The sequence below is a fragment of the Burkholderia sp. PAMC 28687 genome (assembly GCF_001577465.1).
GTDB lineage: Bacteria > Pseudomonadota > Gammaproteobacteria > Burkholderiales > Burkholderiaceae > Caballeronia.
This window is the reverse complement of sequence record NZ_CP014505.1, coordinates 2634160-2659416: the sequence shown is the minus strand read 5'-3', so window position 1 is coordinate 2659416 and position 25257 is coordinate 2634160. Positions and strand designations below refer to the sequence as shown.

At 59.5% G+C, this 25257-nt stretch carries 23 protein-coding genes and 2 pseudogenes; 18 read left to right on the top strand and 7 right to left on the bottom strand.

All coding sequences use genetic code 11. The features are described from left to right. Nucleotides 1–428: 428 nt before the first annotated feature. Nucleotides 429–1232: pseudogene (locus AX768_RS32000) on the bottom strand (MFS transporter); the annotation flags it as partial. Beyond that, nucleotides 1213–1909, bottom strand: a pseudogene (gene arsH, locus AX768_RS12250) (arsenical resistance protein ArsH); the annotation flags it as partial. The pseudogenes arsH and AX768_RS32000, both read right to left, overlap by 20 nt. A 608-nt stretch (nucleotides 1910–2517) precedes the next feature. On the opposite strand from arsH, the gene AX768_RS12245 reads away from it, so the two are divergent. Further along, nucleotides 2518–2808 (top strand): co-chaperone GroES, encoded by a 291-nt coding sequence (locus AX768_RS12245; RefSeq protein ID WP_031362728.1) that lies wholly within the window; start codon nucleotides 2518–2520, stop codon nucleotides 2806–2808. Between the two features lie 107 nt (nucleotides 2809–2915). After that, a complete protein-coding gene (gene groL / locus AX768_RS12240; RefSeq protein ID WP_062000181.1) occupies nucleotides 2916–4559 on the top strand; it encodes a chaperonin GroEL in 1644 nt (547 codons plus the stop codon). Between the two features lie 132 nt (nucleotides 4560–4691). Here the strand turns inward: groL and AX768_RS12235 are convergent, their stop codons facing one another. The 3 genes from AX768_RS12235 to AX768_RS12225 are packed head-to-tail and all read right to left on the bottom strand — an operon-like array spanning nucleotide 4692 to nucleotide 6859. Beyond that, nucleotides 4692–5150 carry a hypothetical protein gene (locus AX768_RS12235; RefSeq protein ID WP_155524235.1) on the bottom strand — a complete coding sequence of 153 codons (459 nt, stop codon included), beginning with the start codon at nucleotides 5148–5150 and terminating at the stop codon, nucleotides 4692–4694. Beyond that, the gene (locus AX768_RS12230; protein ID WP_062000180.1) at nucleotides 5143–5964 is read right to left on the bottom strand and encodes a DUF72 domain-containing protein; all 822 of its coding nucleotides are present in this window, start codon (nucleotides 5962–5964) and stop codon (nucleotides 5143–5145) included. The genes AX768_RS12235 and AX768_RS12230 overlap by 8 nt, the downstream gene beginning before the upstream one ends. Nucleotides 5965–5989: 25 nt before the next feature. Beyond that, nucleotides 5990–6859, bottom strand: a complete 870-nt coding sequence (locus AX768_RS12225) for a hydroxymethylpyrimidine/phosphomethylpyrimidine kinase (RefSeq protein ID WP_062000179.1) — start codon at nucleotides 6857–6859, stop codon at nucleotides 5990–5992. A 353-nt stretch (nucleotides 6860–7212) separates the two neighbouring features. Here AX768_RS12225 and AX768_RS12220 point away from each other — a divergent pair, with 353 nt between their 5' ends. Both AX768_RS12220 and AX768_RS12215 read left to right on the top strand, forming a co-directional pair. Further along, nucleotides 7213–7383 (top strand): rubredoxin, encoded by a 171-nt coding sequence (locus tag AX768_RS12220; RefSeq protein ID WP_025527884.1) that lies wholly within the window; start codon nucleotides 7213–7215, stop codon nucleotides 7381–7383. Between the two features lie 379 nt (nucleotides 7384–7762). Next, nucleotides 7763–9118: a hypothetical protein gene (locus AX768_RS12215; RefSeq protein WP_062000178.1), complete on the top strand. Its 1356-nt coding sequence runs from the start codon at nucleotides 7763–7765 to the stop codon at nucleotides 9116–9118. A gap of 3 nt (nucleotides 9119–9121) precedes the next feature. On the opposite strand, the gene AX768_RS12210 is transcribed toward AX768_RS12215, so the two are convergent. Continuing rightward, a complete protein-coding gene (locus AX768_RS12210) occupies nucleotides 9122–10606 on the bottom strand; it encodes a cryptochrome/photolyase family protein (protein ID WP_062000177.1) in 1485 nt (494 codons plus the stop codon). A 29-nt stretch (nucleotides 10607–10635) separates the two neighbouring features. Between AX768_RS12210 and AX768_RS12205 the strand changes: the two genes are divergently transcribed. The 10 genes from AX768_RS12205 to rfbD all read left to right on the top strand — a co-directional run bounded on the left by AX768_RS12205 (nucleotide 10636) and on the right by rfbD (nucleotide 18819). Further along, nucleotides 10636–11214 (top strand): YqgE/AlgH family protein, encoded by a 579-nt coding sequence (locus AX768_RS12205; protein ID WP_062000176.1) that lies wholly within the window; start codon nucleotides 10636–10638, stop codon nucleotides 11212–11214. Then, nucleotides 11211–11675 carry a Holliday junction resolvase RuvX gene (gene ruvX, locus AX768_RS12200; RefSeq protein ID WP_439823407.1) on the top strand — a complete coding sequence of 155 codons (465 nt, stop codon included), beginning with the start codon at nucleotides 11211–11213 and terminating at the stop codon, nucleotides 11673–11675. Before AX768_RS12205 ends, ruvX begins: the two co-directional genes overlap by 4 nt. Then, nucleotides 11672–12187 (top strand): bifunctional pyr operon transcriptional regulator/uracil phosphoribosyltransferase PyrR, encoded by a 516-nt coding sequence (gene pyrR, locus AX768_RS12195; protein ID WP_062000175.1) that lies wholly within the window; start codon nucleotides 11672–11674, stop codon nucleotides 12185–12187. Before ruvX ends, pyrR begins: the two co-directional genes overlap by 4 nt. Nucleotides 12188–12271: 84 nt before the next feature. Then, a complete protein-coding gene (locus tag AX768_RS12190) occupies nucleotides 12272–13303 on the top strand; it encodes an aspartate carbamoyltransferase catalytic subunit (protein WP_144022067.1) in 1032 nt (343 codons plus the stop codon). 4 nt (nucleotides 13304–13307) lie between these two features. Continuing rightward, on the top strand, nucleotides 13308–14591 hold the full coding sequence (locus AX768_RS12185; protein WP_062000174.1) for a dihydroorotase: 1284 nt from the start codon (nucleotides 13308–13310) through the stop codon (nucleotides 14589–14591). Continuing rightward, entirely contained in the window at nucleotides 14572–15420 is an 849-nt protein-coding gene (locus AX768_RS12180; RefSeq protein WP_231941270.1) for a lysophospholipid acyltransferase family protein, read from the top strand. Before AX768_RS12185 ends, AX768_RS12180 begins: the two co-directional genes overlap by 20 nt. 1 nt (nucleotide 15421) lies before the next feature. Further along, on the top strand, nucleotides 15422–16489 hold the full coding sequence (rfbB, locus tag AX768_RS12175) for a dTDP-glucose 4,6-dehydratase (RefSeq protein ID WP_062000172.1): 1068 nt from the start codon (nucleotides 15422–15424) through the stop codon (nucleotides 16487–16489). Continuing rightward, nucleotides 16479–17372, top strand: coding sequence for a glucose-1-phosphate thymidylyltransferase RfbA (gene rfbA, locus AX768_RS12170; RefSeq protein ID WP_062000171.1), 894 nt, complete (start codon nucleotides 16479–16481; stop codon nucleotides 17370–17372). Before rfbB ends, rfbA begins: the two co-directional genes overlap by 11 nt. After that, nucleotides 17357–17908 carry a dTDP-4-dehydrorhamnose 3,5-epimerase gene (gene rfbC / locus AX768_RS12165; RefSeq protein WP_062000170.1) on the top strand — a complete coding sequence of 184 codons (552 nt, stop codon included), beginning with the start codon at nucleotides 17357–17359 and terminating at the stop codon, nucleotides 17906–17908. The genes rfbA and rfbC overlap by 16 nt, the downstream gene beginning before the upstream one ends. Before the next feature lie 8 nt (nucleotides 17909–17916). Beyond that, a complete protein-coding gene (gene rfbD, locus AX768_RS12160; RefSeq protein WP_062000169.1) occupies nucleotides 17917–18819 on the top strand; it encodes a dTDP-4-dehydrorhamnose reductase in 903 nt (300 codons plus the stop codon). Here rfbD and AX768_RS12155 read toward each other — a convergent pair. Further along, nucleotides 18816–19670: a symmetrical bis(5'-nucleosyl)-tetraphosphatase gene (locus AX768_RS12155; RefSeq protein ID WP_062000168.1), complete on the bottom strand. Its 855-nt coding sequence runs from the start codon at nucleotides 19668–19670 to the stop codon at nucleotides 18816–18818. The genes rfbD and AX768_RS12155 overlap by 4 nt on opposite strands. A gap of 541 nt (nucleotides 19671–20211) precedes the next feature. On the opposite strand from AX768_RS12155, the gene AX768_RS12150 reads away from it, so the two are divergent. From AX768_RS12150 to AX768_RS12135, 4 genes are all read left to right on the top strand, one after another. Next, entirely contained in the window at nucleotides 20212–21006 is a 795-nt protein-coding gene (locus tag AX768_RS12150; RefSeq protein ID WP_062000167.1) for an ABC transporter permease, read from the top strand. A gap of 197 nt (nucleotides 21007–21203) precedes the next feature. Continuing rightward, a complete protein-coding gene (gene gmd / locus AX768_RS12145) occupies nucleotides 21204–22244 on the top strand; it encodes a GDP-mannose 4,6-dehydratase (RefSeq protein ID WP_062000166.1) in 1041 nt (346 codons plus the stop codon). 268 nt (nucleotides 22245–22512) lie between these two features. Continuing rightward, a complete protein-coding gene (locus AX768_RS12140; RefSeq protein ID WP_062000165.1) occupies nucleotides 22513–23736 on the top strand; it encodes an ABC transporter ATP-binding protein in 1224 nt (407 codons plus the stop codon). A gap of 25 nt (nucleotides 23737–23761) precedes the next feature. Further along, nucleotides 23762–25255, top strand: coding sequence for a class I SAM-dependent methyltransferase (locus tag AX768_RS12135; RefSeq protein WP_062000164.1), 1494 nt, complete (start codon nucleotides 23762–23764; stop codon nucleotides 25253–25255). The last annotated feature ends 2 nt before the right edge of the window (nucleotides 25256–25257 follow it).

The following is a 25257-nucleotide window of genomic DNA, read 5'->3' as shown; positions in this document are numbered from 1 at the left end:
TCCTCAGCCACAAACGTGTGCCAGTGGGTGGTCCTAGGGTCATTGAGGGTCACGCAAGCTAGCCGGCACAATGCGCAGCACGTCCAAATCAGGGTTGCCTTCGAAGCGAACCCGGACCGCTCCGCACTCCACCGTAATGGTTGGGTGCTGCGTAGATAGCGTGATTTGCACCGGGAGAAATGATTCTTGTGCCGGCAATAGCATCGCCGGTGGCGAGGGCGACCGTTGACGTCGCCACTTCGCGACCATGTTCGCGTTCAGACCGTGTTCCTGAGCAACCTCAGCGATCGAACTCCCGGGTCGTTAGCTTGCGCTGCCACCATTTCCCGGAATTCTTCCGTGTAGTTTCTTGAGCCGCGGGGGCAGCCCGGTGCGCTCACTTCCGTGATTCTGATTCCCACTAGATCTGGTGGGAATCAGAATGCCGAAGCCAAAACTTGCGCCGGGCCAATGACGGCCATCGTCGTCAAGATCAGCGCAGGCGACACGCGCCGTTGCGCCATCAGTGGTACCAGATGGAACGTGAGCGCAGCAAATGTGGCGTAGTAGGCTGTGAAGCACACTGCGAGCGCCCAGAATGTTGGCGTGCGTAGTGTGCGCCGTGTGGCCGCTGCATTGGCAGCTTCTGCGTCGCCTTGTAATTTGATTCTCCATCGCGTGGCGCATCCCGGCCGATCGCGAAGATGTGCAGCGGCAGGCAGATCGCCAGATTGAACGCCGCAAGCACGAGCAATGCGCCCCGCTAATCGCACCATTTGATGAGGCCTTGAGTTAGGGGGATGAAACCGTACTCGCAAAACCGGCTACCAGCGTAATGAGCGTGATCCGGGTGCGAAAGCTGTCAGGAAAATCGCGTGTGACCGCCGCGAAGACCGGATCGTAGAGCGTGTCAGCCATCGCGACGCCAAGACCGGCCCAGACGACAAACAATATCGCGAGGCTATGTGCCTGAGACCATAGCGCCAACATAGCCGCAGCAAGGATAGACCCGCAGACCATGACGCGACGGCCGTGGCCGCGATCGATCCACGTCCCGATGGGATACGCCGCGAGTCCCAAGATCAGCAGACCGATCGAGAGCGCTGCGTTGTGGCGGTACGGCTCTAACCTAGCGCGCTTTCCATCGGTACGACAAATAGCGCGAACGCGTAATAGATCGAACCCTACGACACGAGTTGCGCGGCTGCGAGTGCCCATGTCGCGCGGACGCCGTCACTCCGTTTCGCTGTCATCGGTATCGGCGTTGACGCTTACCACCTCTGGGTTCATCGCGGCGCTCGCCAGCGACGTCGCAAGCTCCGGATGCGCTTCTTTTCGCTCGCTGTAACGGTCGGTCAAGTACTCCGAGCGATCGCGCACGAGCAGCGTGAATTTGTACAGCTCTTCCATCACGTCGACGACGCGATCGTAGTAAGCCGATGGTTTCATTCGTCCCTCAGCATCGAATTCCTGCCAAGCCTTTGCCACCGACGACTGGTTCGGAATGGTCACCATGCGCATCCAGCGGCGAGCACGCGCAACGCATTGACCGCATTGAACGACTGCGATCCGCCGCACACCTGCATCACCGCGAGCGTGCGGCCTTGGGTCGAGCGGATGCCGCCGATTTCGAGCGGTAGCCAGTCGATCTGGTTTTTAAATACGGCCGTGAGCGTGCCGTGACGCTCCGGGCCGCACCATACTTGGCTTTCCGACCATTCCGACAGCGCGCGTAGTTCGGCCACTTTCGGATGATCAGCACTGACACTGTCGGTCACCGGCAGGCCGTGCGGATCGAAGCCCGTGTTTCGGCGCCGAAATGGCGCAGGATGCGTTCGGCTTCTAACGTTAATAATCGGCTGTATGACTTGGGGCGCAACGAACCGTAGATGAGCAGGATCCGTGGCGCATGTTGCGAAACCGCGCGCGGCTGCGCAAATGTACGAGGCGGGAGATCAGATTATTCAAGCGACTGGAGCCGCGCAAAAACTGGCCGCTCAGGCAGTCTGAGGGTCCGTCGGTTTCGGGTCGACTAGCGACTCTCAACCACCACGTCGTTAGCCGTTTGCTGCCTAATTTCGCGTCGCGCGGTCAGCAACTAAGTTGCCAATTCTTCCGCCCCGCAATTACTTACACCTTTCAATGGTGCTGATCCCAGCAAGCATTCGGGTGCACCGCACATTGGCAGTCCTCGGCGTCCCACGGTATATACCTGACACACAAATGACGACGTTCCTCGTCAGATCACTTGAAGACGAGCAGTGGCGTTGCCCGTGGTCTGCCGTATCGCCAAGAAGATCTCATGGTCGGTTTGCGGTAAGCGCTGGCGAACGCCAGTTGAATCGTTACAGTTCGAGATTCCGAAACCCGAGCGTATTTCTCGTCGTTCTCCATATCCTTCTTGAAATTACCGACTGGAGTGCCATATACTTAGCACTCGTCGCACGAGAGTGCTAACAGTTTTCCGGCCGGTGATTCTGTGAGTCGTCGGACGGGTTTCCCGCGTTTTTTAAAGTCTCAGTTAAGAAAGGAGTGTGTATGAACCTTCGTCCTTTGCACGATCGCGTCATCGTCAAGCGTCTGGATCAGGAAACCAAGACTGCCTCGGGCCTCATCATCCCCGACGCTGCAGCTGAAAAGCCGGATCAAGGCGAAATCCTGGCTGTCGGCCCGGGCAAGCGCGATGACAAGGGTACGCAAAACGCCCTCGACGTCAAAGTGGGCGACCGCGTGCTGTTCGGTAAATACGCTGGTCAGACCGTCAAGGTCGATGGCAATGAACTGCTCGTGATGCGCGAAGAAGACATCATGGCCGTTCTGGTCAAGTAATCACCTTCAAGCCTGCGGCCCCCAAGCCGGCGCGATCGAACCGCTTTCCCGCGACTCTCGCCCGGCCTGGAATAAGCCAAAACTGAAACGAATTAAGGAGTTTGAATATGGCAGCTAAAGAAGTCGTATTTGGCGATATCGCCCGTGCAAAGATGGTTGAAGGCGTGAACATCCTGGCCAATGCGGTCAAGGTCACGCTGGGCCCGAAGGGCCGTAACGTCGTCCTGGAACGCAGCTTCGGCGGCCCGACGGTCACGAAGGACGGTGTTTCGGTTGCGAAAGAAATCGAATTGAAAGACAAGCTCCAAAACATGGGCGCGCAAATGGTGAAGGAAGTTGCTTCCCGCACCAGCGACAACGCCGGCGACGGCACGACGACGGCTACGGTTCTCGCCCAGTCGATCGTTCGCGAAGGCATGAAGTATGTTGCATCGGGCATGAACCCGATGGACCTGAAGCGCGGTATCGACAAGGCAGTGACCGCTGCTATCGAAGAACTGCGCAAGATCAGCAAGCCTTGCACGACGAACAAAGAAATCGCACAAGTCGGCGCGATTTCGGCTAACAGCGATTCGTCGATTGGTGACCGCATTGCAGAAGCAATGGACAAGGTCGGCAAGGAAGGCGTGATCACGGTTGAAGACGGCAAGTCGCTGGAAGACGAGCTGGACGTGGTTGAAGGTATGCAATTCGACCGCGGCTACCTGTCACCGTACTTCATCAACACGCCGGAAAAGCAAGTCGCCATTCTCGAAAACCCGTTCGTGCTGCTGCACGACAAGAAGGTTTCGAACATCCGCGATCTGCTCCCGATCCTGGAACAGGTTGCCAAGGCTGGCCGCCCGCTGCTGATCATCGCTGAAGATGTCGAAGGCGAAGCACTGGCTACGCTGGTTGTGAACAACATCCGCGGCATCCTGAAGACTGTTGCTGTCAAGGCTCCGGGCTTTGGCGATCGTCGCAAGGCCATGCTGGAAGACATCGCGATCCTGACCGGTGGTCAAGTCATCGCTGAAGAAACCGGCCTGACGCTGGAAAAGGCTACCCTGGCCGAGCTGGGTTCGGCCAAGCGCATCGAAGTGGCGAAGGAAAACACCACGATCATCGACGGCGCTGGCGAAGCCGCAAACATCGAAGCGCGCGTGAAGCAAGTTCGCACGCAAATCGAAGAAGCAACGTCGGACTACGACCGTGAAAAGCTGCAGGAACGTGTCGCCAAGCTGGCTGGCGGCGTTGCAGTGATCAAGGTTGGTGCTGCTACCGAAGTCGAAATGAAGGAAAAGAAGGCCCGTGTTGAAGACGCACTGCACGCAACGCGCGCAGCTGTGGAAGAAGGCATCGTGGCTGGCGGCGGCGTTGCGCTGATCCGCGCACGTCTGGCATTGAAGGACCTGAAGGGCGACAACGCTGATCAGGACGCTGGCATCAAGATCGTGCTGCGCGCGATGGAAGAGCCGCTTCGCCAGATCGTCACGAACGGTGGCGAAGAAGCCAGCGTCGTGGTGGCAGCAGTTGCAGCCGGTACGGGCAACTTCGGCTACAACGCGCAAACGGGCGAGTACGTCGACCTGGTGGAAGCCGGTGTTGTGGACCCGACCAAGGTGACGCGTACGGCACTGCAAAACGCGGCATCGGTAGCAGGTCTGCTGCTGACGACCGACTGCGCTGTGTCGGAACTGCCGAAGGAAGACGGTCCGATGGGCGGCGGCGGAATGCCGGGCGGAATGGGCGGCATGGGCATGGACATGTAATTTCGGCTTCTGCCGGAATTGCGTGACAACGCGGGCTTCTTCGGTAGTCTGCGTTTTGCCAGAAGTTGTCAAAGAAAAAACCCGCATCGGGCAACCGGTGCGGGTTTTTTCGTATGCGCGTCAACCCAAGTTTTACTTGCTGTTATTGCTGTTATTGCTGTTCTGTTCGCGCATCTGTTCGGCTACGGCCTTGTAATCGTAGGTCGGATAGAACTCTGTCCTGTATCCGCCCCACGCGGTGTTTTCGATTGCGCGATTCACTTCGCGCAATTTGTCGGCGGGAACACGCAGCGTCACCACCTGGCCAATACCCATCATGACGTACCATGAAACCACCTGAACGCCGGGCGGAGGAAACGCCTTGAAGTAGCCTTGCTCCTTCAACTGCTGGTTGATCTGCGGCAGCGTTTTCGATTCGTCGTGCTTAAGGAAGATAGTTAGGAGGAACGTTCCATCGCCAACCGGTGTGGCCACGTTTGTTGCGTTTGTTGCGCTTGTTCCGTTCGTTGCCGGCGCAGTCTGCGCCATCGCCGATGTCAAATCGCCCGTCAGAAGCAAAGCAGCGCTCAACCATTTCACGTACTTACGCATCGACTTTCTCCTTTACGGCAATGCGTTTCTTGGGACGGGCGTTCAATGCCCGGCGGCTTTTCACGCGTAATGCGTTAAATTGCGCGGCGCCAGCGGCGGTGTTGTCGAAGATGCACCAGACGTCGCGCGCTTTCTTTGCGCGGTCGTGAAGCGTAAGGGCCAGGGCATCGAGGTAAGGGTATTCATACGATGAGCGGTACACGTCCGGCGAGCCGTGCAGCCGGAAGTACGCCAGAGACATATCCGCCCGATGCTTGATCGCGCAGTCATCGGGTTGCGGGTCGGCATCGACGTAAGCGACGATTTTCGATTTCAGCAACGTGGCTGCGCCTTTCGCAAACCAGCTCTCGTGCCGGGCTTCGAGCGCGATGGGAATCGCGGTGCGCTCGCGCATCGATGCAAGAAACGCCTCGGCTTCGTCAGCATCGAACGCGAGGCTGGGCGGCAATTGAACGAGCCAGCAACCGAGGGTGTCGCCGAGTTGCATGGCGGATTCGAAGAACGCGTCGAGCAGCGGTTCGCACGAAACGAGGCGTGCGTCGTGCGTAATGGCCTTCGGGATCTTCACCGAAAAACGAAACGTGTCTGGTACGTTGTCGCGCCAGCGGGCATAAGTCTCGGGACGATGCGGCCGATAAAAACTCGAATTAATCTCCACGCACGTGAGCACTTGCGAATAGCGCGCGAGGTGCGTGCCGTCGCCGGGGAAATGCTCGCCGACGGCGTCGGTAAGCCCCCAACCGGCGCAGCCTATACGGACAGCGCCGACGGGATGTTTTTTGAGTGACGGGAGCGAAGCTTTGCGCAGCGGCATGTTTTAGTTTCGCTCCAGATCAGTTTCAGTGGCGTGCTTCGCCAGGTGCGGCGGGTGGCGCGTCGACCACCACGGGCGCTGTCTCTTCGTCATCGTTCGAACGGGCCCAAAAGAATCGATCCGGCATATATATGCCCATGCCGGGCCTGAAGGCGGCTCGCGTCGCCTGGAAAACGTATTCTTGCGCTTCGCGCGCAGCTTCCGCCGGTTCCTGCCCGTTCGCCAGCAGCGCGGCTATTGCCGAGCCAAGCGTATCGGTAATGCCCATCATGCGATGTTCGGACCGGTCCCACGTGTCCTGCCGGATCTGGCCTTCCTCGCTGTACAGCGTGTTCACGTGCCGGTGCGTGCCCGTCTCCGTCGCCAGTATGTACTCGCAGCCCTGTGAAAGCAGGTGCGAGATCGCCGCGTCGAGCGTGGGCGCTTCGGCGTCACCGTCGGGCTGCGCGAGCTGCAGGAGGGTGGCGTGATCGGCAACGAGCATGGTGGTTTGCGGCACCAGCAAATCGGCGATCGACTCCCGCAGTTCGTCCGCGGCCAGCGCATGTTCGTCGTCGAGCGTGAAATCAGGTGCAACGATAAGCGGGACGTCGTCGTAGTCCGCCACGACTTCCGCAATCGCGGCCACGACCTCAGCGCGCGTCGCCGCGCCGATCTTGAACGCCGCAACGGGCATATCTTCCAGCAACATGCGGGCCTGAGTGCTAACGGTTTCGGGATCAAGACCTGTGACCTCGTCGCAGGTGGCCGAATCGCGAACGGCGTAGCCGGTCAGCACTGTCAGGCCGTGGCAGCCCATGCTAGCCAAGGTCAACAAATCGGCCTGCAGGCCGGAACCGCCGGTGGGGTCGAACAAGCCAAAGGTAAGAACAATCGGAGGGGTATCGCTAGGCATCGGGGGGCTTTTTCTGGTCTTTCGGCTAGAGAATCGTCGAGCAGCCGACACAAATGGTTCGGTGCAAACGGCACGATTATGCGGCCTAACGACGCCTTATCACATGATCCGGACACTTTTTCCGGGGATACAAGCAAAGTCAGGCCAGACACTGAGCGAACCGTAACGGCGCACACGGCGCGGTATTTGCTCCATCGCCGTTTCGTATCGCCGGCGAAATGCCGGCGTGCATGTTGACATCCTTCATGACGGAAACCGGGTGATTGCCCAGCGCTGCTGCATTGCTAGGCATCGCAGCGCCAAACCGGTACCATCATGCACTCATTTAACCGATTCCCCGACGCGACATAAGCATGGAATACAGAAGCTGGATGTGCCTGATTTGTGGCTGGATTTACGACGAAGAAGCGGGTCTGCCTGAGGAAGGCATAGCGCCCGGCACGCGTTGGGAAGACGTTCCAATCAACTGGACGTGTCCCGAATGCGGCGCTCGCAAGGAAGACTTTGAGATGGTTCAGATCTGAGCAAAGGCTCGGACACAATGCAGCAAAGCATTTAAAACCGCGCCGCATGGATGGGATGCCTTCATGCGGCGCGTGTTTTGTTTACGGTGGTGAAGCAGGAATCTCAAAGCGCAGGAAGGTGGGCGTGCGGTATGACGTGGCGTGTCGAGGCGGTAGACAACACGACCACGGGCGAAGGCGCAAGGCTTGTTCATCGGGCCGGACACGCCTGAAAACGCCAATCCGCAGGAGTGTTTGGCCAAGGAAACGATTCGGCAAACGTAGGTCCGGGTTTCTATCGCAAGATGTGAACAGCATGTAATAAGCGACATGCGCCCGGGTTCGACCCAGATCCATCCAATGTACGGCCTCGCGCTGTGCGTTGGCTCGTGAGCGTTCCATGACTACTCTGTCCGGCTTGACCAACACGTTCCAGGCATTGCCCAATCCGCGCGGCGGCGCGGTGCGGATTGCTGAAATGGCGCTGACCGACGCGCAACATGCGTTTCTGCGTGACGGCGACACGCTCGGCGTCTTGCGACGGGCGATAGGCGCCTTGCACGCAGCCGGCTGGCTACCCGCGCAGCGTTTCGCCGAGACGCTGGTGCTGGTGTCGCCGCTCGCGGGGTTATCGGAGAAAACGCGCAACCAGTTCGCCGAGGCGTTGCGCGACTTCGGTTTCGCCGTAGAGCGTCGAAATTTGCGCGAACTCGCGTGTTCCACACTGCTTTTCGATCACTATCGCGGACTTCACGCGCTGATGGCCGCGCATACCCGCGCCGCGCCTGTTTCCTTCGATGACCTCGCACTCGCCGGCCGCTCCATCCCGCCGGCCACGCTGCGCTCGGTTTCGCCGGAACGCCTTGGCCGCGTCCGCGCGCACTACGAGCGCGCGTTGCTGGTGCTGCTGCGCTCGAAGGTGGACGAAGAAAGAGGGCAGGCTGAAACCATGTCGATCCTCGATGCCTGTCTCGCCGATCTCGCCGGCCCCGATCCCTACGACTTTTGGCGCCTGGCCGGCGCGGTGGTTCAGGCGCTGCGCCTGCAGCCCGATGCCGTCAACGCCGCCGATGCCCGCCGTCTGTACGCGCGCTTCAACCTGATCCTGGCCGATCAGGCGCATGGCTCGACGCACGCGCCGAAATCCCTGGTACGCGCCGCGCTCGCGCTTTTGTGGCGCGATTACGCGTTATACGGCGCGTCGGCGGAAGATTCCGACCAGGTCGATGTCCTGCGCGACTACGGCCTGACCGTTCACTGGCATGTCGCGGGCACGCAAGCTTCTGAGGAAGCGTGGGAAAAGACCGCGGAGCAGGCGCGCGATGCGTCCACGCGCGATCTCGGCGTGCTGCGCGTGAACGCGGCGGCTTACGAGGATTTCCTGACGAGCGCCGAGCCGGCTATTGGCGCGCTGATCGAGCACGGGGCGGCGCAGGAGGCGGGGCGTATCGATGTGCAGGCGGCGATCAAGGCGGCTGACGCGGCGTATCGGTTGGGCTCGGCTGCATGCGCACTGGGTCTGGGCCACGTCGCGCTGCTCGCCGACACGCTCGGCCTCGCGTGGCGGCGCATTGCCTACGAGGCGCAGATGATGCCCGATGGCCAGCCGCTCGATGCCACCATTCCCGAGCGCGCCGCTCAGGCGCTCGGCGCGATGCTGCATCAGGCGGCGGCAGGGATCGCGCCGTCGGAGGGCGGGTCGTCGGTGGCGGCGCTGACCGCCATGATCGAGCGTGGTCTGGCGGTGGTCCGCTGAGTCCTATTCCTCGTTGGCCGGAGCAGGACCGGACGCGCTTTTGACCACCGCATAGCGCGCCAGCGTGGCTTTGCGGGCGGTATCGTGATCGACGACAGGCATCGGGTATTCCGCGCCCAAAGCGATTCTCGCCGCCTTCAGCGCGTCCGGCTTGGCTCTCCACGGTGCGTGGATGTCCTTGTCCGAGAGCCCGGCGAGTTCCGGCACGTAATGGCGGATGAACTTGCCCTTGGCATCGAATTTCTCCGACTGCGTGATCGGATTGAAAATGCGGAAGTACGGCTGGGCGTCGCAGCCGCTGGACGACGCCCATTGCCACCCCCCATTATTCGATGACAACTCGAAGTCATTCAGCAGCGACTCGAAATACCGTTCCCCGCGACGCCAGTCCAGCCCGAGATCCTTCGTCAGAAAACTCGCAACGACCATTCGCAACCGGTTGTGCATATAGCCGGATGAGTTGATCTGGCGCATGGCGGCATCGACCAGCGGATAGCCCGTGCGGCCTTCGCACCACGCGGCGAAATTGCTGTCCGCCACCTCACCGGTTTCCCATTCGATGCGGTCGTACACCGGCTTGAATGCCTTGTGGTCGCCGGGCACGCCGACTTGTGGAAAATGGTGCAGCACTGAGAAATAAAAGTCGCGCCAGATGAGTTCGGACAGCCACGTTTCCGCGCCGCGATTGCCGTGGCGTTGGGCGTCGTGCGCGGCCCGCGCCAAGGCGCGTATGGAAATGGTGCCGTGCCTCAGGTGCACGCTGAGATAGCTCGGCCCTTTGACTCCGGGAAAATCCCGTGTCCGGTCGTAGTCGGTCATGCGGTCGCGGAAGTCGTCGAAAAGGTGGTACGCGCCGCTCGTGCCTGCGGGCAACGCAGGCGCGTGCTCCTTGCTGAACCCAAGCGATTCCAGCGATGGAATCCCTTGTTTCACGCCTGAAGGCAGTTTCGCCAACGCCGAGAGATTTTCCTCCGAAGCATACGGTTTCAGCGCATCCGGGGTAAGCGATGCCAGCCAGTTGCGCTTGTACGGCGTAAAAACCGTGTACGGCTTGCCGGCGCCGGTCAGCACATCGTCCTGGTGGAAGATGGTCTGGTCCTTGAACGTGAAAAACGCAACGTCGGCGCTCGCCAGCTTTTTCTCGATGCCCTCGTCGCGCGCTTTGGCCGACGGCTCATAATCGCGATTGGCGAACACGGCGTTCACGTCGCATTCGCGCACGAGTTCGGGAATTTCATGTGACGGCATGCCGTGACGCACCATCAGCCCGCCGCCAGCCTCGCGCAGGGTTTGGTCCAGTTCAATCACGCTTGCGTGAATGAACGGTACGCGCCGATCGTTTTTCGGCAGAGGCGACAGAATTTCGCGGTCGAAAACGAAGGCGCACAGCACCCGGCGACAGCGTGTTAGTGCGTGATAGAGTGCAGCATGGTCTGCCACGCGCAGGTCTCGTCGAAACCAGACTAGCCCCAGTTCAAAGTCGGCCATCAAGTATCGCCTTTGTTAAAATCCGAATTATGTCCAAGACACCCGATCGCATCAATTTGACGAATCAGTTCCTGATCGCAATGCCCAGCATGGCCGATCCCACGTTCTCGGGGACTGTAGTCTACCTTTGCGATCACAGCGAGCGTGGTGCGCTCGGCCTAGTGATCAACCGGCCGACCGACATCGACCTCCAATCGCTTTTCAACCGCATCGACCTGAAGCTCGAGATCGAGCCGCTCGTGCATTTGCCCGTCTATTTCGGCGGACCGGTGCAGACCGAGCGCGGTTTCGTGCTCCACGATCCCGCCGACGGCGATGTCTATACATCGTCCATGAGCGTGCCGGGCGGCCTTGCCATGACCACGTCGAAAGACGTGCTCGAGGCGGTCGCAAGCGGCAAGGGTCCCGAGCGCTTCCTGCTCACGCTCGGCCATGCCGGCTGGGGCGCGGGGCAGCTCGAAGAGGAAATCGCGAAGAACGGCTGGCTGACGGTCGAAGCTGATCCGCGCGTCGTCTTCGACGTACCCGCGGAGGGCAAGTTGCAGGCGGCGCTGTCGTTGCTGGGCGTGTCGCTTTCCATGTTGTCGGGCGAAGCGGGCCACGCATGACGGGTGACGGCCACGCTGGAAGTCGTATCGAAGCCACGTTGCTCGCCTTCGATTACGGCGAAAAGCGCATCGGCGTCGCGGTTGGCAATACCTTGACGCGCCATGCGCGGGCGTTGACGGTGCTTGAAAACCGCAGCCGGGAATATCGGTTCGAGGCGGTCGGGCAGTTGATTGCAGAGTGGAATCCGCGCACGGTGATCGTCGGTTTGCCGATGCACCCCGACGGCACGCCGCACGAAATGACGCAGCTCGCCACGCGCTTCGGCAATCAGTTGAACGGCCGGTTCAGCGTGCCGGTGAGCTGGGTGGACGAGCGGTATTCATCGGTGGAAGCGAAGGCCGAATTGAAACGCAACGGCGTGAAGATGAACGCGAAGGGCCGTTATGACGATATCGATGCCGAAGCCGCCCGCGTCATTCTCCAACAGTATTTCGACCAACTTTCCGACGATCAATCATGAGTTCCATTGACGCCGAGGCGTTGTATCGCGAGTTGCTCGGGCAGATTCGCGCGGCTTACGGCGAGTCGCTCTCGCAAGCGGGTGGTCCGGTGCTCGCCGGTATTTACAGCGGCGGTGTGTGGCTTGCCACGCGGCTCGCGAAAGACTTGAACGTGGCGCAGTTCGGCGTGGTGAACGTGGCGCTGCATCGCGATGACTATGCCAAGAAGGGCCTGCATAGCCAGGCAAGCCCGACGTCCCTGCCGTTCGAAATCGATAACGCGAAGATCCTGCTGATCGACGACGTGCTGTCCACCGGACGCACCGTACGCGCAGCGGTCAACGAGCTCTACGATTACGGCCGTCCCGCGCAGGTGGAACTCGCCGTGCTCGCCGATCGCGGCGGCCGCGAGTTGCCCATGGCGGCGCGCTTTACGGGCGGTGTTGTGGATGTATCGGCGAGTGCCAATCTCGTGCTCACGCAGCGCGATGACGGCACGCTTTCGTTCAGCACCGAAGCACGCACCGATTAAGCATGCACCGATCAAGCACGCACTAATCAAACACGCGCGGTACGCATTTCTTCTTGTCACGAATCAAGCACCACCAGGATCCACATGAATATGGCCACTCAGGGTTCTGCCGAAAGCAGCGCGCCGGACAGGAAGCCGGCGGTGACGCGCCCAGGCTTTCTCAAAGGCAATCCGCAGCTCACCAAAAACGGCGAACTCAAGCATCTGCTCACCATTGAAGGCCTGCCGCGCGCCATCGTCACGCATATTCTCGATACCGCCGAACAGTTCGTCAGCGTGACCGACCGTGAGATCAAGAAAGTGCCGCTGTTGCGCGGCAAGTCGGTCTTCAACCTGTTCTTCGAAAACTCCACGCGCACGCGAACCACGTTCGAGATCGCCGCGAAGAGATTGTCGGCGGACGTGCTGAACCTGAATATCAATGCGTCGTCCACGAGCAAGGGCGAATCGCTGCTTGACACCATCAACAACCTTTCCGCAATGCACGCCGACATGTTCGTGGTGCGTCATGCATCGAGCGGGGCGCCGTATCTGATCGCCGAGCATTGCGCGCCGCATGTGCACGTGATCAACGCCGGCGACGGGCGTCATGCGCATCCGACGCAAGGCCTGCTCGACATGTACACGATCCGTCACTATAAGGAGGACTTCAGGAACCTGCGTGTGGCGATTGTCGGCGACATCCTGCATTCGCGGGTGGCGCGCTCCGACATCCATGCGCTGACCACGCTCGGCGTGCCCGAAGTGCGCGCCATCGGGCCGCGCACCTTGTTGCCGAGCAACCTGAACGAGATGGGCGTGCACGTGTATCACAACCTCGACGAAGGCCTGAAGGACGTCGATGTGATCATCATGCTGCGGTTGCAGAACGAGCGCATGAGCGGCGCGTTGCTGCCGTCGGCGCAGGAGTACTTCAAGTCGTGGGGACTCACACCCGAGCGTCTTGCGCTCGCCGCGCCCGATGCCATCGTGATGCATCCGGGACCGATGAATCGCGGCGTCGAAATTGATTCGCAAGTCGCCGATGGCCCGCAGTCCGTGATCCTCAACCAGGTCACGTTCGGGATCGCCGTGCGCATGGCGGTAATGGGCATCGTTGCCGGGAATAGTGATTAAGCCAATGCAAATACATATTCAGGACGGCACGGTCATCGACCCGGCCGCAGGCACCGAGACACTCGCCGATGTGTTTATCGATGAGGGGAAGATCTCGGGAATCGGCCGTGCGCCCGCCGACTTTCACGCGGCACGTACCATCGATGCAAAGGGCCTCGTGGTATCGCCGGGTTTTGTGGATTTGAGCGCACGGCTTCGCGAACCCGGGTTCGAGCACAAGGCCACGCTGGAATCCGAAATGGCGGCCGCTGCCGCCGGCGGTGTGACGAGTCTCGTGTGTCCGCCGGACACCGATCCCGTTCTCGATGAACCTGGTCTTGTCGAAATGCTGCGTTTTCGCGCGCACAAGCTGAACAAGGCGCACGTGTATCCGCTGGGTGCGTTGACCGTCGGGCTCAAAGGCGAGGCGATCACCGAAATGGTCGAGTTGACCGGGTCGGGCTGCGTCGGATTTTCACAGGCCGATACGCCGATCGTGAACACCCGCACGCTCTTGCGCGCGCTGCAATATGCGACCACTTACGGTTATGCCGTCTGGCTGCGTCCGCAAGACAGCTACATGGCGAGCGGCGGCGTGGCGGCGAGCGGCGCGGTGGCGTCGCGGCTGGGGTTGTCGGGCGTGCCGGTGTCGGCCGAAACCATCGCGTTGCATACCATCTTCGAGCTGGTCCGCGTGTCGGGCGCGCGCGTGCACTTGTCGCACTTGTCGTCGGCCGCGGGCGTGGCGCTGATGCGGCAGGCGAAGGCCGAAGGCCTCGCCGTGACCTGCGATGTCACCATCAACCATGTTCATCTGACGGACATGGACATCGGCTATTTCAACTCGCAGTTTCGTCTCGATCCGCCGCTGCGCTCGCAGCGCGATCGCGACGCGATTCGCGCAGGTCTGGCCGATGGCACCATCGATGCAATCTGTTCCGATCACACCCCGCTCGATGACGACGAAAAGCTGCTGCCCTTCGCCGAAGCTACCCCGGGCGCGACGGGTCTCGAGTTGCTGTTGTCGCTGACCGTGAAGTGGGCGCGCGAGGCGAACGTGCCGCTGTCGAAGGCGCTGACGCGCATTACGAATTCGCCAGCCGGCGTGCTCAAGCTGAACGCGGGACGCATTGCGGTGGGCGATACCGCCGACCTCTGTCTCTTCGATTCCGCCGCCGAATGGCAGGTCGAACCGGCAAAGCTGAAGAGCCAGGGACATAACTCGCCGTTCCTCGGCTACGAGCTGCCGGCGCGGGTAAGGGCGACGATCGTGGCCGGGCACATTGCTTATGAAGCACTTCCCGGCTGAGGATCGAGAGACCATGCTCGCCATCCGCAAGCTCCGCATCTTTGCGCATCTGCTGCACGGCATGTTCACCGTGGCGACGCGTTTTCCCAGCGCGACGCCCCAAACGCGGATGGAATTGAACCGCGCGTGGTCGGTCGAGATGTTGCGCCGATGCGGCATGAAACTCGTCGTCCATAACGATCAGGCGCGGCTCGATAGCGGCGCGCTGGTCGTTGGTAATCACGTGTCGTGGATCGATATCTACGTGGTGAATGCATGGCGGCCGACGCCGTTTGTATCGAAGGCTGAAGTGCGTCAATGGCCGATCGTCGGCTGGCTTGCGCAGCAACTGGACACGATCTTTCTCCAGCGCGAAAAACGCAGCGATGCGAAACGGATCATGCATGAGCTGTCCGAACGGTTAAAGCGCGGCGAGTTGATGTGCGTGTTTCCGGAAGGGACGACATCGGCGGGCAAGGACTTGCTGCCGTTTCATTCGAATCTGTTTCAGGCGGCGGTGTCGGCGGGTTGTCCCGTTCAGCCGGTTTGTTTGATGTACGAGGATGGCAATGGAAGGCAGTCGGAGGCGCCGGCTTATATTGATGACCTGACGCTTAGTTTCACATTGAATGCGATGCTGCATGCCAGGCCGCTGACCGCGCATCTCTATGTCTGCGATGCGCTCGTGGCGGGGGATGACCGGCGCGTGCTGGCGAAAGAGGCGCAGGCGGCAATCGAAGGCGCGTTGAGACGGATGCAGGCGGGGCTGAGTGTAGTGACGGTCGCTGAAACGCAAGAAGAAGTGGCTGCCGAGTCTGAAGGCCTCGAGGGGCTCACGCCCGGGCATTGACATGATCCTTGTTACGGGCGGGGCTGGGTTTATCGGCGCGAACTTCGTGCTTGAGTGGCTCAGCGCGTCGAGCGAGGCTGTGCTCAACGTCGACAAGCTTACCTATGCCGGCAATCTGTCCACGCTGCATCCTCTGCAGCATAACCAGAATCACGTTTTTGTACGCGCGGACATCTGCGATCGCGCGGCGATTGACGCGCTACTCGCTCGGCACAGACCTCGCGCGATCGTCCATTTCGCGGCTGAAAGCCACGTGGACAGATCGATCGATGCACCCGCCGAATTCGTGCAGACCAACGTGGTCGGCACCTTCACGCTGCTCGAAGCGGCGCTCGCGTACTGGCGATCATTGGCCGATGCCGAACAAGGGGCGTTTCGCTTCCTGCATGTATCGACGGACGAAGTCTTTGGTTCTCTGGGCCCCGACGATGCCCCTTTCTCCGAGACCACGCCGTACGCGCCAAATAGCCCTTATTCCGCGACCAAAGCTGCTTCCGACCATCTCGTGCGTTCGTATCACCATACTTACGCTTTGCCCACGGTCACGACGCACTGCTCGAACAATTACGGCCCTTATCAGTTTCCTGAGAAGCTGATACCTCTTGTGGTCATGAGCGCCATGGCAGGCAAGCCGCTGCCGCTGTACGGCGACGGCTTGAACATCCGCGACTGGTTGTACGTGAGCGACCACTGTGCCGCGATCCGCGAAGTGCTGGCGCGCGGCCGAGTTGGCGAAACCTACAACGTCGGCGGATGGAACGAGAAGACGAACCTCGAGGTCGTGCAGTCGGTGTGCGACTGGCTCGACCGGTTGAATCCAAAAGCGGCGGGTTCGTATCGCGACCAGATAGCGTTCGTTACGGACCGGCCAGGACATGACCGGCGTTATGCCATCGATGCCCGCAAGCTCGAGCGCGAACTCGGCTGGAAGCCGGCGGAAACGTTCGAGACGGGTATCGAGAAAACAGTCCGCTGGTTTCTGAACAATCAGACGTGGGTCGGCGATGTGATCTCCGGCGCGTATCGAACGGCGTGTATCAGCACAACAAGGACCGACGATGGCGCGTAAAGGCATCATTCTCGCCGGCGGCACGGGCACGCGGCTCTATCCGATCACACATGTGGTCTCGAAGCAATTGCTGCCCGTGTACGACAAACCGATGATCTACTATCCCCTGTCCACGCTGATGACAGCGGGAATCCGCGAAGTGCTGGTCATCACGACGCCCCACGATGCCCCGCTTTTCGAAGCCATGCTGGGTGACGGAAGCCAGTGGGGCATGGAGATCCAGTACGCCGTGCAGCCCGCGCCCGATGGGCTGGCGCAAGCGTTTACCATCGGCGAGGGGTTTATCGGCGCGGACCCATGCGCACTGATTCTCGGCGACAATATTTTCTACGGTCAGGATCTCGACAAGCGGCTCGCGCAGGCGAACGCAAGACCTGAAGGCGCCACGGTATTTGCCTACCATGTGCAAGATCCCGAGCGTTACGGCGTGGTGGAATTCGACGCGGATTTCCAGGCGATATCGATACACGAGAAACCGCGGATTCCCCGTTCGAGTTATGCGGTTACGGGCCTCTACTTCTACGATAACGACGTGTGCCGCATCGCCCGGAGTATCAAGCCATCGACACGCGGAGAACTGGAGATCACCGATATCAATTCGGCGTATCTGGGAAAGCAGAAGCTGGAGGTCCAGATCATGGGCGGCGGTTTTGCGTGGCTCGATACCGGCACACCTGACTCGCTGATCGAGGCCGCGACGTTTATCGCGACGCTGCAAAAACGGCAGGGGCTGATGATCGCGTGTCCTGAAGAAATTGCTTTTCGCAGTGGCTGGATCGACGGCGAACAAGTCTCGAAGCTTGCCGCGCCGCTCGCAAGAAATGCCTACGGGCGTTATCTGCTCAACCTTCTTACTCATCAAGTCGCATGGCCTTCAAAGTAATCGCCGCTGCGTTGCCGGGAGTCGTGATCATCGAACCAGATGTCTTCACGGACACTCGCGGCTTCTTCTTCGAGAGCTTCAACGTTCGCGACTTCAGCGAGCAAGTCCAGGCCGGCGTGGAATTCGTGCAGGACAATCATTCGCGTTCGGCGCGTGGCGTGTTGCGCGGCTTGCATTACCAGATCGAACATCCGCAGGGAAAGCTCGTTCGGGTGGTGGAAGGCGAAGTGTTCGATGTCGCCGTCGATATGCGTCAAAGCTCGCCGCATTTTGGCCGCTGGACGGGCGTGAAGTTGTCCGCTGACAACCGCCGGCAGGTCTGGATTCCACCGGGATTTGCGCATGGTTTTGTGGTGCTGTCGGAGTTTGCGCAATCGCTCTACAAGACGACCGATTACTGGCATCCGGAACATGCGCGAAGCGTTGCCTGGAACGATCCCGATATCGGCATACAGTGGCCGATAGATTTCGAGCCGGTGCTGTCCGCAAAAGATGCCGGGGGCGCAAGCCTGGCCGATGCCGACCATTACCCTTGAGCGCCGTAATGATCGACTCGGCATTGCCGCAACCGACGATTCTGCTAACCGGCGTCAACGGCCAGATCGGCTTTGAACTTGCGCGCAGTCTGCGGGGCCTTGGCCGCGTCGTGGCACTGTATCGGGCCGGTCTGGATTTATCGGATACGAATCGGATACGGCGCGTCGTGCAAGACGTGAGACCTTCGTTGATCGTGAATGCCGCGGCTTATACGGCTGTCGATGCAGCCGAAACGGACGCCGCCAGCGCAATGCGAGTGAACGCCGATGCGCCGGAAGTGTTGTCCCAGGAGGCCAAGCGTCTTGGCGCGTTGCTGGTTCACTACTCGACCGATTACGTTTTCGATGGTGCGAAGCCCGGCGCGTACGTCGAGGGGGATCCGCCGAATCCTCTGAACGTCTACGGCGTGAGCAAACTGGCGGGAGATCAGGCCATTGCGGCGTCGGGCTGTGCGCATTTGATCTTTCGCACGAGCTGGATCTACGGCGCTAGAGGAACAAACTTCCTTCAAACTATGCTGCGGCTTGGCGCCGAGCGCGACGAACTCAGCGTAGTGAACGATCAGACAGGCGCGCCAACGTGGTCGAGGACCGTCGCCAGCGGAACAGCCAAAGTGTTGTCGCAGCTACTGTGCGGCGAGCGCGACGACTGGATCCGCAGCTCCGGCATCTACCATCTCACGGCTGGAGGAGCGACATCATGGGCGGGTTTCGCGGAGGCGATCTTCCGCAACTCCTGTCAGACGGCCAGGCCAGTGATCAAAAGCATTACGACATCCGCGTATCCCACCCCGGCTGTACGGCCACTGAACTCACAGCTTTCAAACGACAAGCTGGCGATGACATTCGGCATCAAGGCGCCCGCATGGGACGAAGCGCTGCGCCAGTGCATGCGGGAATCGCGGCTTTAATCGATCACCGCGCGGCAAGCCGAGCATTCCACCTGCGTCACCGTCCGTTGTGCAGGATCGCTGGCGAGGCGCATGGCGGTGAGTCGTTCGCCCCAGACGCAACCGGAATCCAGGCCAATGATGTTATCGCGGACAATCAAGCCAATCGCCGCCCAGTGGCCGAAGACCACCGTCACGTCCGACGTCCCGCGTGACGGCACGTCGAACCACGGCATGAACCCGGCAGGGGCGGATCCGACGCCGCCGCTGGATGAGAACTCCATGTCGCCGTCAGCAGAGCAAAAGCGCAGGCGCGTGAGCGCGTTGCAAATGACGCGCAGCCGGTCAGCGCCTTTGAGCTTGGATTTCCATCGATTCGGTTCGTTGCCGTAGAGACTCGCAAGCGTCTCCTTCCAGTTGGGCGCGCGTAGCGCGCGCTGGAATTCGTCGGCGAGTTCGAGCGTTGTCGCCACGTCCCACTGCGGCAAAACGCCGGCGTGAACCATCAGCATGCCGTGATCGAAATGCGCAATCGGCCGGTGCCGCACCCAGTCGAGAAGATCGGCGGCGTCTGGCGCGGCGAGGATTTCATCGATAGTGTCGCCCTTTTTGGATTTACGAATCCCCGCCGATACGGACAGCAAATGCAGGTCATGGTTGCCGAGGACTGCGACGGCACGGTCGCCGAGCGCGATCAGGTCGCGCAACGTGGCAAGGGACTGCGGGCCGCGATTGATGATGTCGCCGGCGAACCACAGCGGCGTGGCATCGCTTGGGGCCGCTTTTGCCAGCAGACGCTGAAATGCTTCGCGGCAACCCTGGATGTCGCCGAATGCGAGCGGGACGGGGCGTTGCGGGAATAAAGATGCCATGGAGGAAAGATGAGAGGAGTGAATCTGTTGCCAAGCGTGGATGGTGCGGATGAACGAACCCTAGCAGCGGAGGTTGTTTCGGCCACTCACAATAACTCGGGACGGTTGCGTCGCTGCCAAGGTTTCGTGGATTTCGTCAGTCGCTTGTTAGACCCGACCTTGCATAATAGCTGAGGCTGTCGCTGACTGACGGGCATGCAAACTGGCGACCAAGAAAGTTGCATAAGTTACTGCTCGAGAAAATAGTCAGGAATTATTACTTTTCGGCTTTGTATCAGGTTGTCAGGGCGCTTTTTTCAGCGGTTGCTCGCACTTATAATCATGCGCCGCCTGAGGCTATTGCCCTCAAAGTCAAGCGGCGGTCGTACCAACCTGGCGCAGACGGGAACCGATTTCGCCCTATTTGTCACAAGACCCATGCAGTGATTGCCTTTTGCCGGAAACTTCGAGGACAATGGCGGGTTTGGGGCAATTTACGGAATTCCCCACAATGGCAGGCTCGCAACGCGGCCCGCCAGATATTCAACGCTGAGGACATGATTTGAGCGCATTGTTGGGTGCCCTGATCCGGTACCGCGGTTTCATTTTTAGCAGCGTCAAACGCGAATTCCAGATGCGCTACCGCACCAGCATGCTCGGTGCGCTGTGGCTAGTCTTGCAGCCCTTGGCCATGATCCTGGTCTACACCGTGATCTTCGCTGAAGTCATGAAGTCAAGAATGCCGGGTGTGAACAGTACGTTCGGCTTCAGCATTTACCTGTGCGCAGGGGTGCTCACCTGGGGTCTTTTTTCGGAAATCGTGTCTCGAGCGCAGAACGTTTTTATCGAGAACGCAAATGTCCTGAAAAAGCTCAGCTTCCCGCGGATCGCGCTGCCGGTCATCGTCGGGCTGTCGGCGTTGATGAATTTTTTGATCATATTTTCTCTGTTTACAATCTTCCTGGTGGTGAGCGGCAACTTTCCCGGGGTAACTTTCCTCGGTCTGGTCCCGTTACTGCTGGTACAGATCGTTTTCAGTGTCGGGCTTGGAATCACGGTAGGCGTTCTGAACGTTTTTTTCCGCGACGTTGGCCAGTTCATGTCGATACTCCTGCAATTCTGGTTCTGGTTCACGCCAATCGTTTATCCGTGGCATGTATTGCCGGAAAGCATCAAGCCTTACATTAAGTTCAATCCCATGGCTGACCTGATCCTGGGCTATCAGGCGATTCTCGTGAATGGTCAATGGCCCGACTGGACGTTGGTTTGGCCGGTGCTGATCCTGGGCTTGCTGTTATGCGTACTGGGCCTTTATCTGTTTCGCCGCCACGCGGCCGATATGGTCGACGAGCTGTGACGTTTCCGGTTTGGGCAAATTCGGGCGTCTAGCCCGGCCGGAACGCCTCAGTTTGAAATTCGGGCTACAGCAATAGGTTTGGAGACAGTGTTTTGGCGGATGGCGGGTTTTGTCCGTCAGATATAATTGCGGCCATTTTGTAGATTTTATTCTGTGTTTTGCGCTACTTTTGCAAAAGACAGGTCTTCCCAAAGGAGATGGAATTGACGAGCGCAGTAGTTACTGGAATCACGGGGCAGGACGGGGCATATCTCACGCAGTTGCTGCTGGACCGTGGCTATGAAGTTCATGGTACCTATCGGCGTACGAGCTCCGTCAACTTTTGGCGTATGGATGAGCTGGGTATCCTTAACCACCCGAAGCTGAACCTCATCGAGCATGATCTGACTGATTTGGGCGCGACGATCCGTTTGCTGGAGGCGGCGCAGCCGCGCGAGGTGTACAACCTTGCGGCGCAAAGCTTCGTGGGCGTCTCGTTCAACCAGCCGGCAACGACGGCTGAAATCACCGGCGTTGGCGCGTTGAACGTTCTCGAAGCCATCCGGATCGTGGATCGGTCCATCCGTTTCTACCAGGCGTCGACTTCGGAAATGTTCGGCAAGGTCCAGGCGATCCCGCAGAAGGAAGACACACCTTTCTATCCGCGTAGTCCCTACGGTGTTGCGAAGCTCTACGCGCACTGGATCACGATCAACTATCGCGAGTCCTACGATATCTTCGGTTCGAGCGGGATCCTGTTCAACCACGAGTCACCGTTGCGTGGCCGGGAGTTCGTCACCCGCAAGATTACAGATTCCGTCGCGAAGATTTCGCTTGGCAAGCTCGACGTCCTCGAACTCGGCAACATGGACGCGAAGCGCGACTGGGGCTTTGCCAAGGAATATGTCGAAGGCATGTTCCGTATGCTTCAGGCCGACCAGCCGGACACGTTCGTGCTCGCGACAAATCGTACTGAAACGGTGCGCGATTTTGTATCGATGGCGTTCAAGGCCACCGGTGTAGAAGTGGCGTGGCGTGGCGAAGGCGAGAAAGAAGAGGGTGTGGATGCTTCGAACGGCAAGGTACTGGTCAAGGTGAACCCCAAGTTCCACCGGCCGGCCGAAGTCGAACTGCTGATTGGCGATCCGGCGAAAGCCAAGTCGGTGCTCGGCTGGGAACCCAAGACGACGCTCGAACAGCTCTGCAAGATGATGGTCGACGAAGACCTGCGTCGCAACAAGACCGGGTTTTCGTTCTGAGCGAAACCGCAGGCCGGTGCGTTACCGGCGCTGCGCGGTTTTCGGAAAGCGCGCAAGGCTGCAAAGCCTTGCGCGCTGCCGGCTGTTAAATGCGCGGGCATTCCCGTAATGCAACGAAACGCAATACAAACGGCCACGCGTGGCCGTTTCGTGCGAGCGAGTTGGGTTTCGGTTTCTTGAGGCCGTTGCGCGTCTGGTACCGGCCAGAATAGTCTATGGCTGTCGGTCGTGTACCCTCACGGTTCAAACCGTAAAAGTGGATCGGAACATGGGCAGTATCTCGGTACAAAACGTTGGTAAGGCATACAAGCAATATCCCTCGCGCTTCGGACGACTGCTGGAGTGGCTGTCGCCGGTGCCGATTGTGCGCCACGACCTGAAGTGGGTGCTGAAGGACATCGATTTTGTAATCAAGCAGGGCGAGTCGTTGGGTATCGTCGGGATCAATGGCGCGGGTAAAAGCACGCTGCTCAAGATGATCACCGGCACAACGCAGCCAACGACCGGCCGCATCACGATCACCGGACGTGTCGCTGCCATGCTTGAGCTGGGTATGGGTTTCCATCCAGATTTCACCGGTCGCCAGAACGCTTTCATGGCGGGGCAACTGCTCGGTTATTCCGTCGACGAAATTGCGGAGAATATGAGCAGGATCGAAGAGTTCGCCGAAATCGGCGATGCCATCGATCAGCCCGTGCGTGTCTATTCAAGTGGCATGCAGATGCGCCTTGCCTTCAGCGTTGCAACTTTTCATCGGCCGGATATCCTGATCATCGACGAGGCGCTTTCAGTCGGCGACGCCTACTTCCAGCACAAAAGTTTCGACCGGATCCGCACTTTCCGCGAGCAAGGAACCACGCTGCTGATCGTGTCGCATGACAAGACGGCGATTCAGGCGATCTGTGACCGGGCTATCTTGCTGAACGCGGGACGGCTTGAACTGGAAGGTTCGCCGGAAGCCATTTTCGATTACTACAACGCGCTGCTTGCCGACAAGGAAGCAGCAAACGTCGTTCAGACAAAGAGCGAAGACGGCACGACGCAGACGAAGTCGGGCTCGGGCGAGGCTGTTATCGACAGTATTCGGTTGCTTGATACGGATGGCAGATCAAACGAACTCATCGATGTAGGCAGCGAAGTGACGCTTGAGGTCGACGTCGCGGTGAAGTCGGATATTGCCGAGCTGGTTCTGGGTTATATGATCAAGGACCGCGTCGGACAGCCTATATTTGGCACTAACACTTATCACCTGGAACGTTCGAGCAAGGCGCTCAAGTCGGGTGATCGGATTTCCTACCGCTTTACGTTCCCAGCGAACCTTGGCGAAGGCAGCTATTCAATCGCGCTGGCGCTGCATGCTGGCGAATCGCACGTGGTCAAGAACTACGAATGGCGCGATTTTGCCGTGGTATTCCAGGTACTGAACATGTCAAAGAAGAAGTTCGTGGGATGCGCGTGGATCGAGCCTGAACTGAGCGTCGAAAATCACTAACGTATAACGAGGCGCAGCGCTGCATATGGTATCGGATGATTTTTATCGGGCCCTCGAGGATCGTTTCCGAGGTAGTCGTGAGTTGATCAAGTCTCGGCAGAGCGTGTATTTGCCGCTCGTTGAAGCGCTGGCCAACCGCGTGCAAAAGAAGGTGCTGGACGTAGGGTGCGGCCGCGCCGAATGGCTTGAATTGTTGGGCGAGCGTGGCGTTCCGGCGGAAGGTCTTGATCTCAATGAAGACTTTGTCGCGGAAGGAAAGCGGGCCGGCCTTGCCGTATTCAGCGCTGATGCAATGCAATACCTCGCTCAGCAACCTGACCAGTCCTACGGATTGATCAGCGCGTTCCACGTGGTCGAGCATCTTGGCTTTGAGAATTTGTTGTTGTTTCTGCGGGAAGCATATCGAGTCGTGGACGACGGTGGCGCGATCCTGCTCGAGACTCCGAATCCAGCAAACCTGGTGGTTGGAGCGTGCAACTTTTATCTCGACCCGACTCATGAGCGGCCCATCCCTTCGATACTGCTGAGTTTTGCGGCGGAGTTTTCGGGTTTTAAGCGTGTTGTTATTGTGCCGGTCAATCGCGGTTTTCTGCAGAATAATCTTGAGTTGATGCCCACGGAATTGTCGGGCGCAAGTGTCATCAACAAGGTGGTGTCATCGCTTGATCAGAATTTCATGCAGGCGCCGGATTACGCGATCATCGCGTTCAAAAAGGCAGGCAATGAGCTGGTCGAGGTTGCCGACTCACTTGTGAGCGACTCGCCGTTGCCTGTTTCGGCGAAGGAGACTGAAGACGTGAATGCATTGTTAGAGCGGGTGATTGAGGCAGAGGCGGAACGCGCGGCTTTGCGCGCCGAGGCTGCCAGCGCGCATGCGCAGTTGCATGACGCCGTGGCCCGGACGGACGATACTCAGTTGCGGCTAAGTGAGGCGCAAGGGCAGTTAAGCGAGGCACAGGGGCAGTTGAGCGAGGCAGTAGGACGTCTGCAGTTCCTGCAAGCGCGTTTGGCGGACGCGCGGGAGCGCGCAGACGCTGCTGAGGTAAGAGCGAACAATTCCGCGCAGTTGCAGCGGGCCCAGGAACTTGAAGCTCAGCTTCATGCTACCCAAGCGCGGGCGGCTGCGGCGGAAGATCTTGCTCATCGATCGCAGCAGCACGTGATTGCGCTGCTAAGCAGCAGTAGCTGGCGGTTGTCGGCACCGGTAAGGACCGTCGGAACCTTGATGCGCAAGTTTCGCGGTTCTCCTCGCGCGGTCAATGGTACTGTGAAGCTAGTGATGCTCCATGCCGTAGCCTACGTACAATGCCGTCCTGTGCTGAAGCAGCGTGTCGCCAATTTGCTCGCAAAGTTTCCACGCGCGCGCGCCTTCGTTGCCCGGTATGTCGGATTTGCGACAGCCCAAAATGTCGTTGCCGGCGCACCGCTTGCGCCAGTTGAATCAACGGAAGGGCTAACGACGCGCGGACGCGCAATCTACGCGGATTTGGCGGAAGCCAAAAGCGCCAACACAAAATAAAA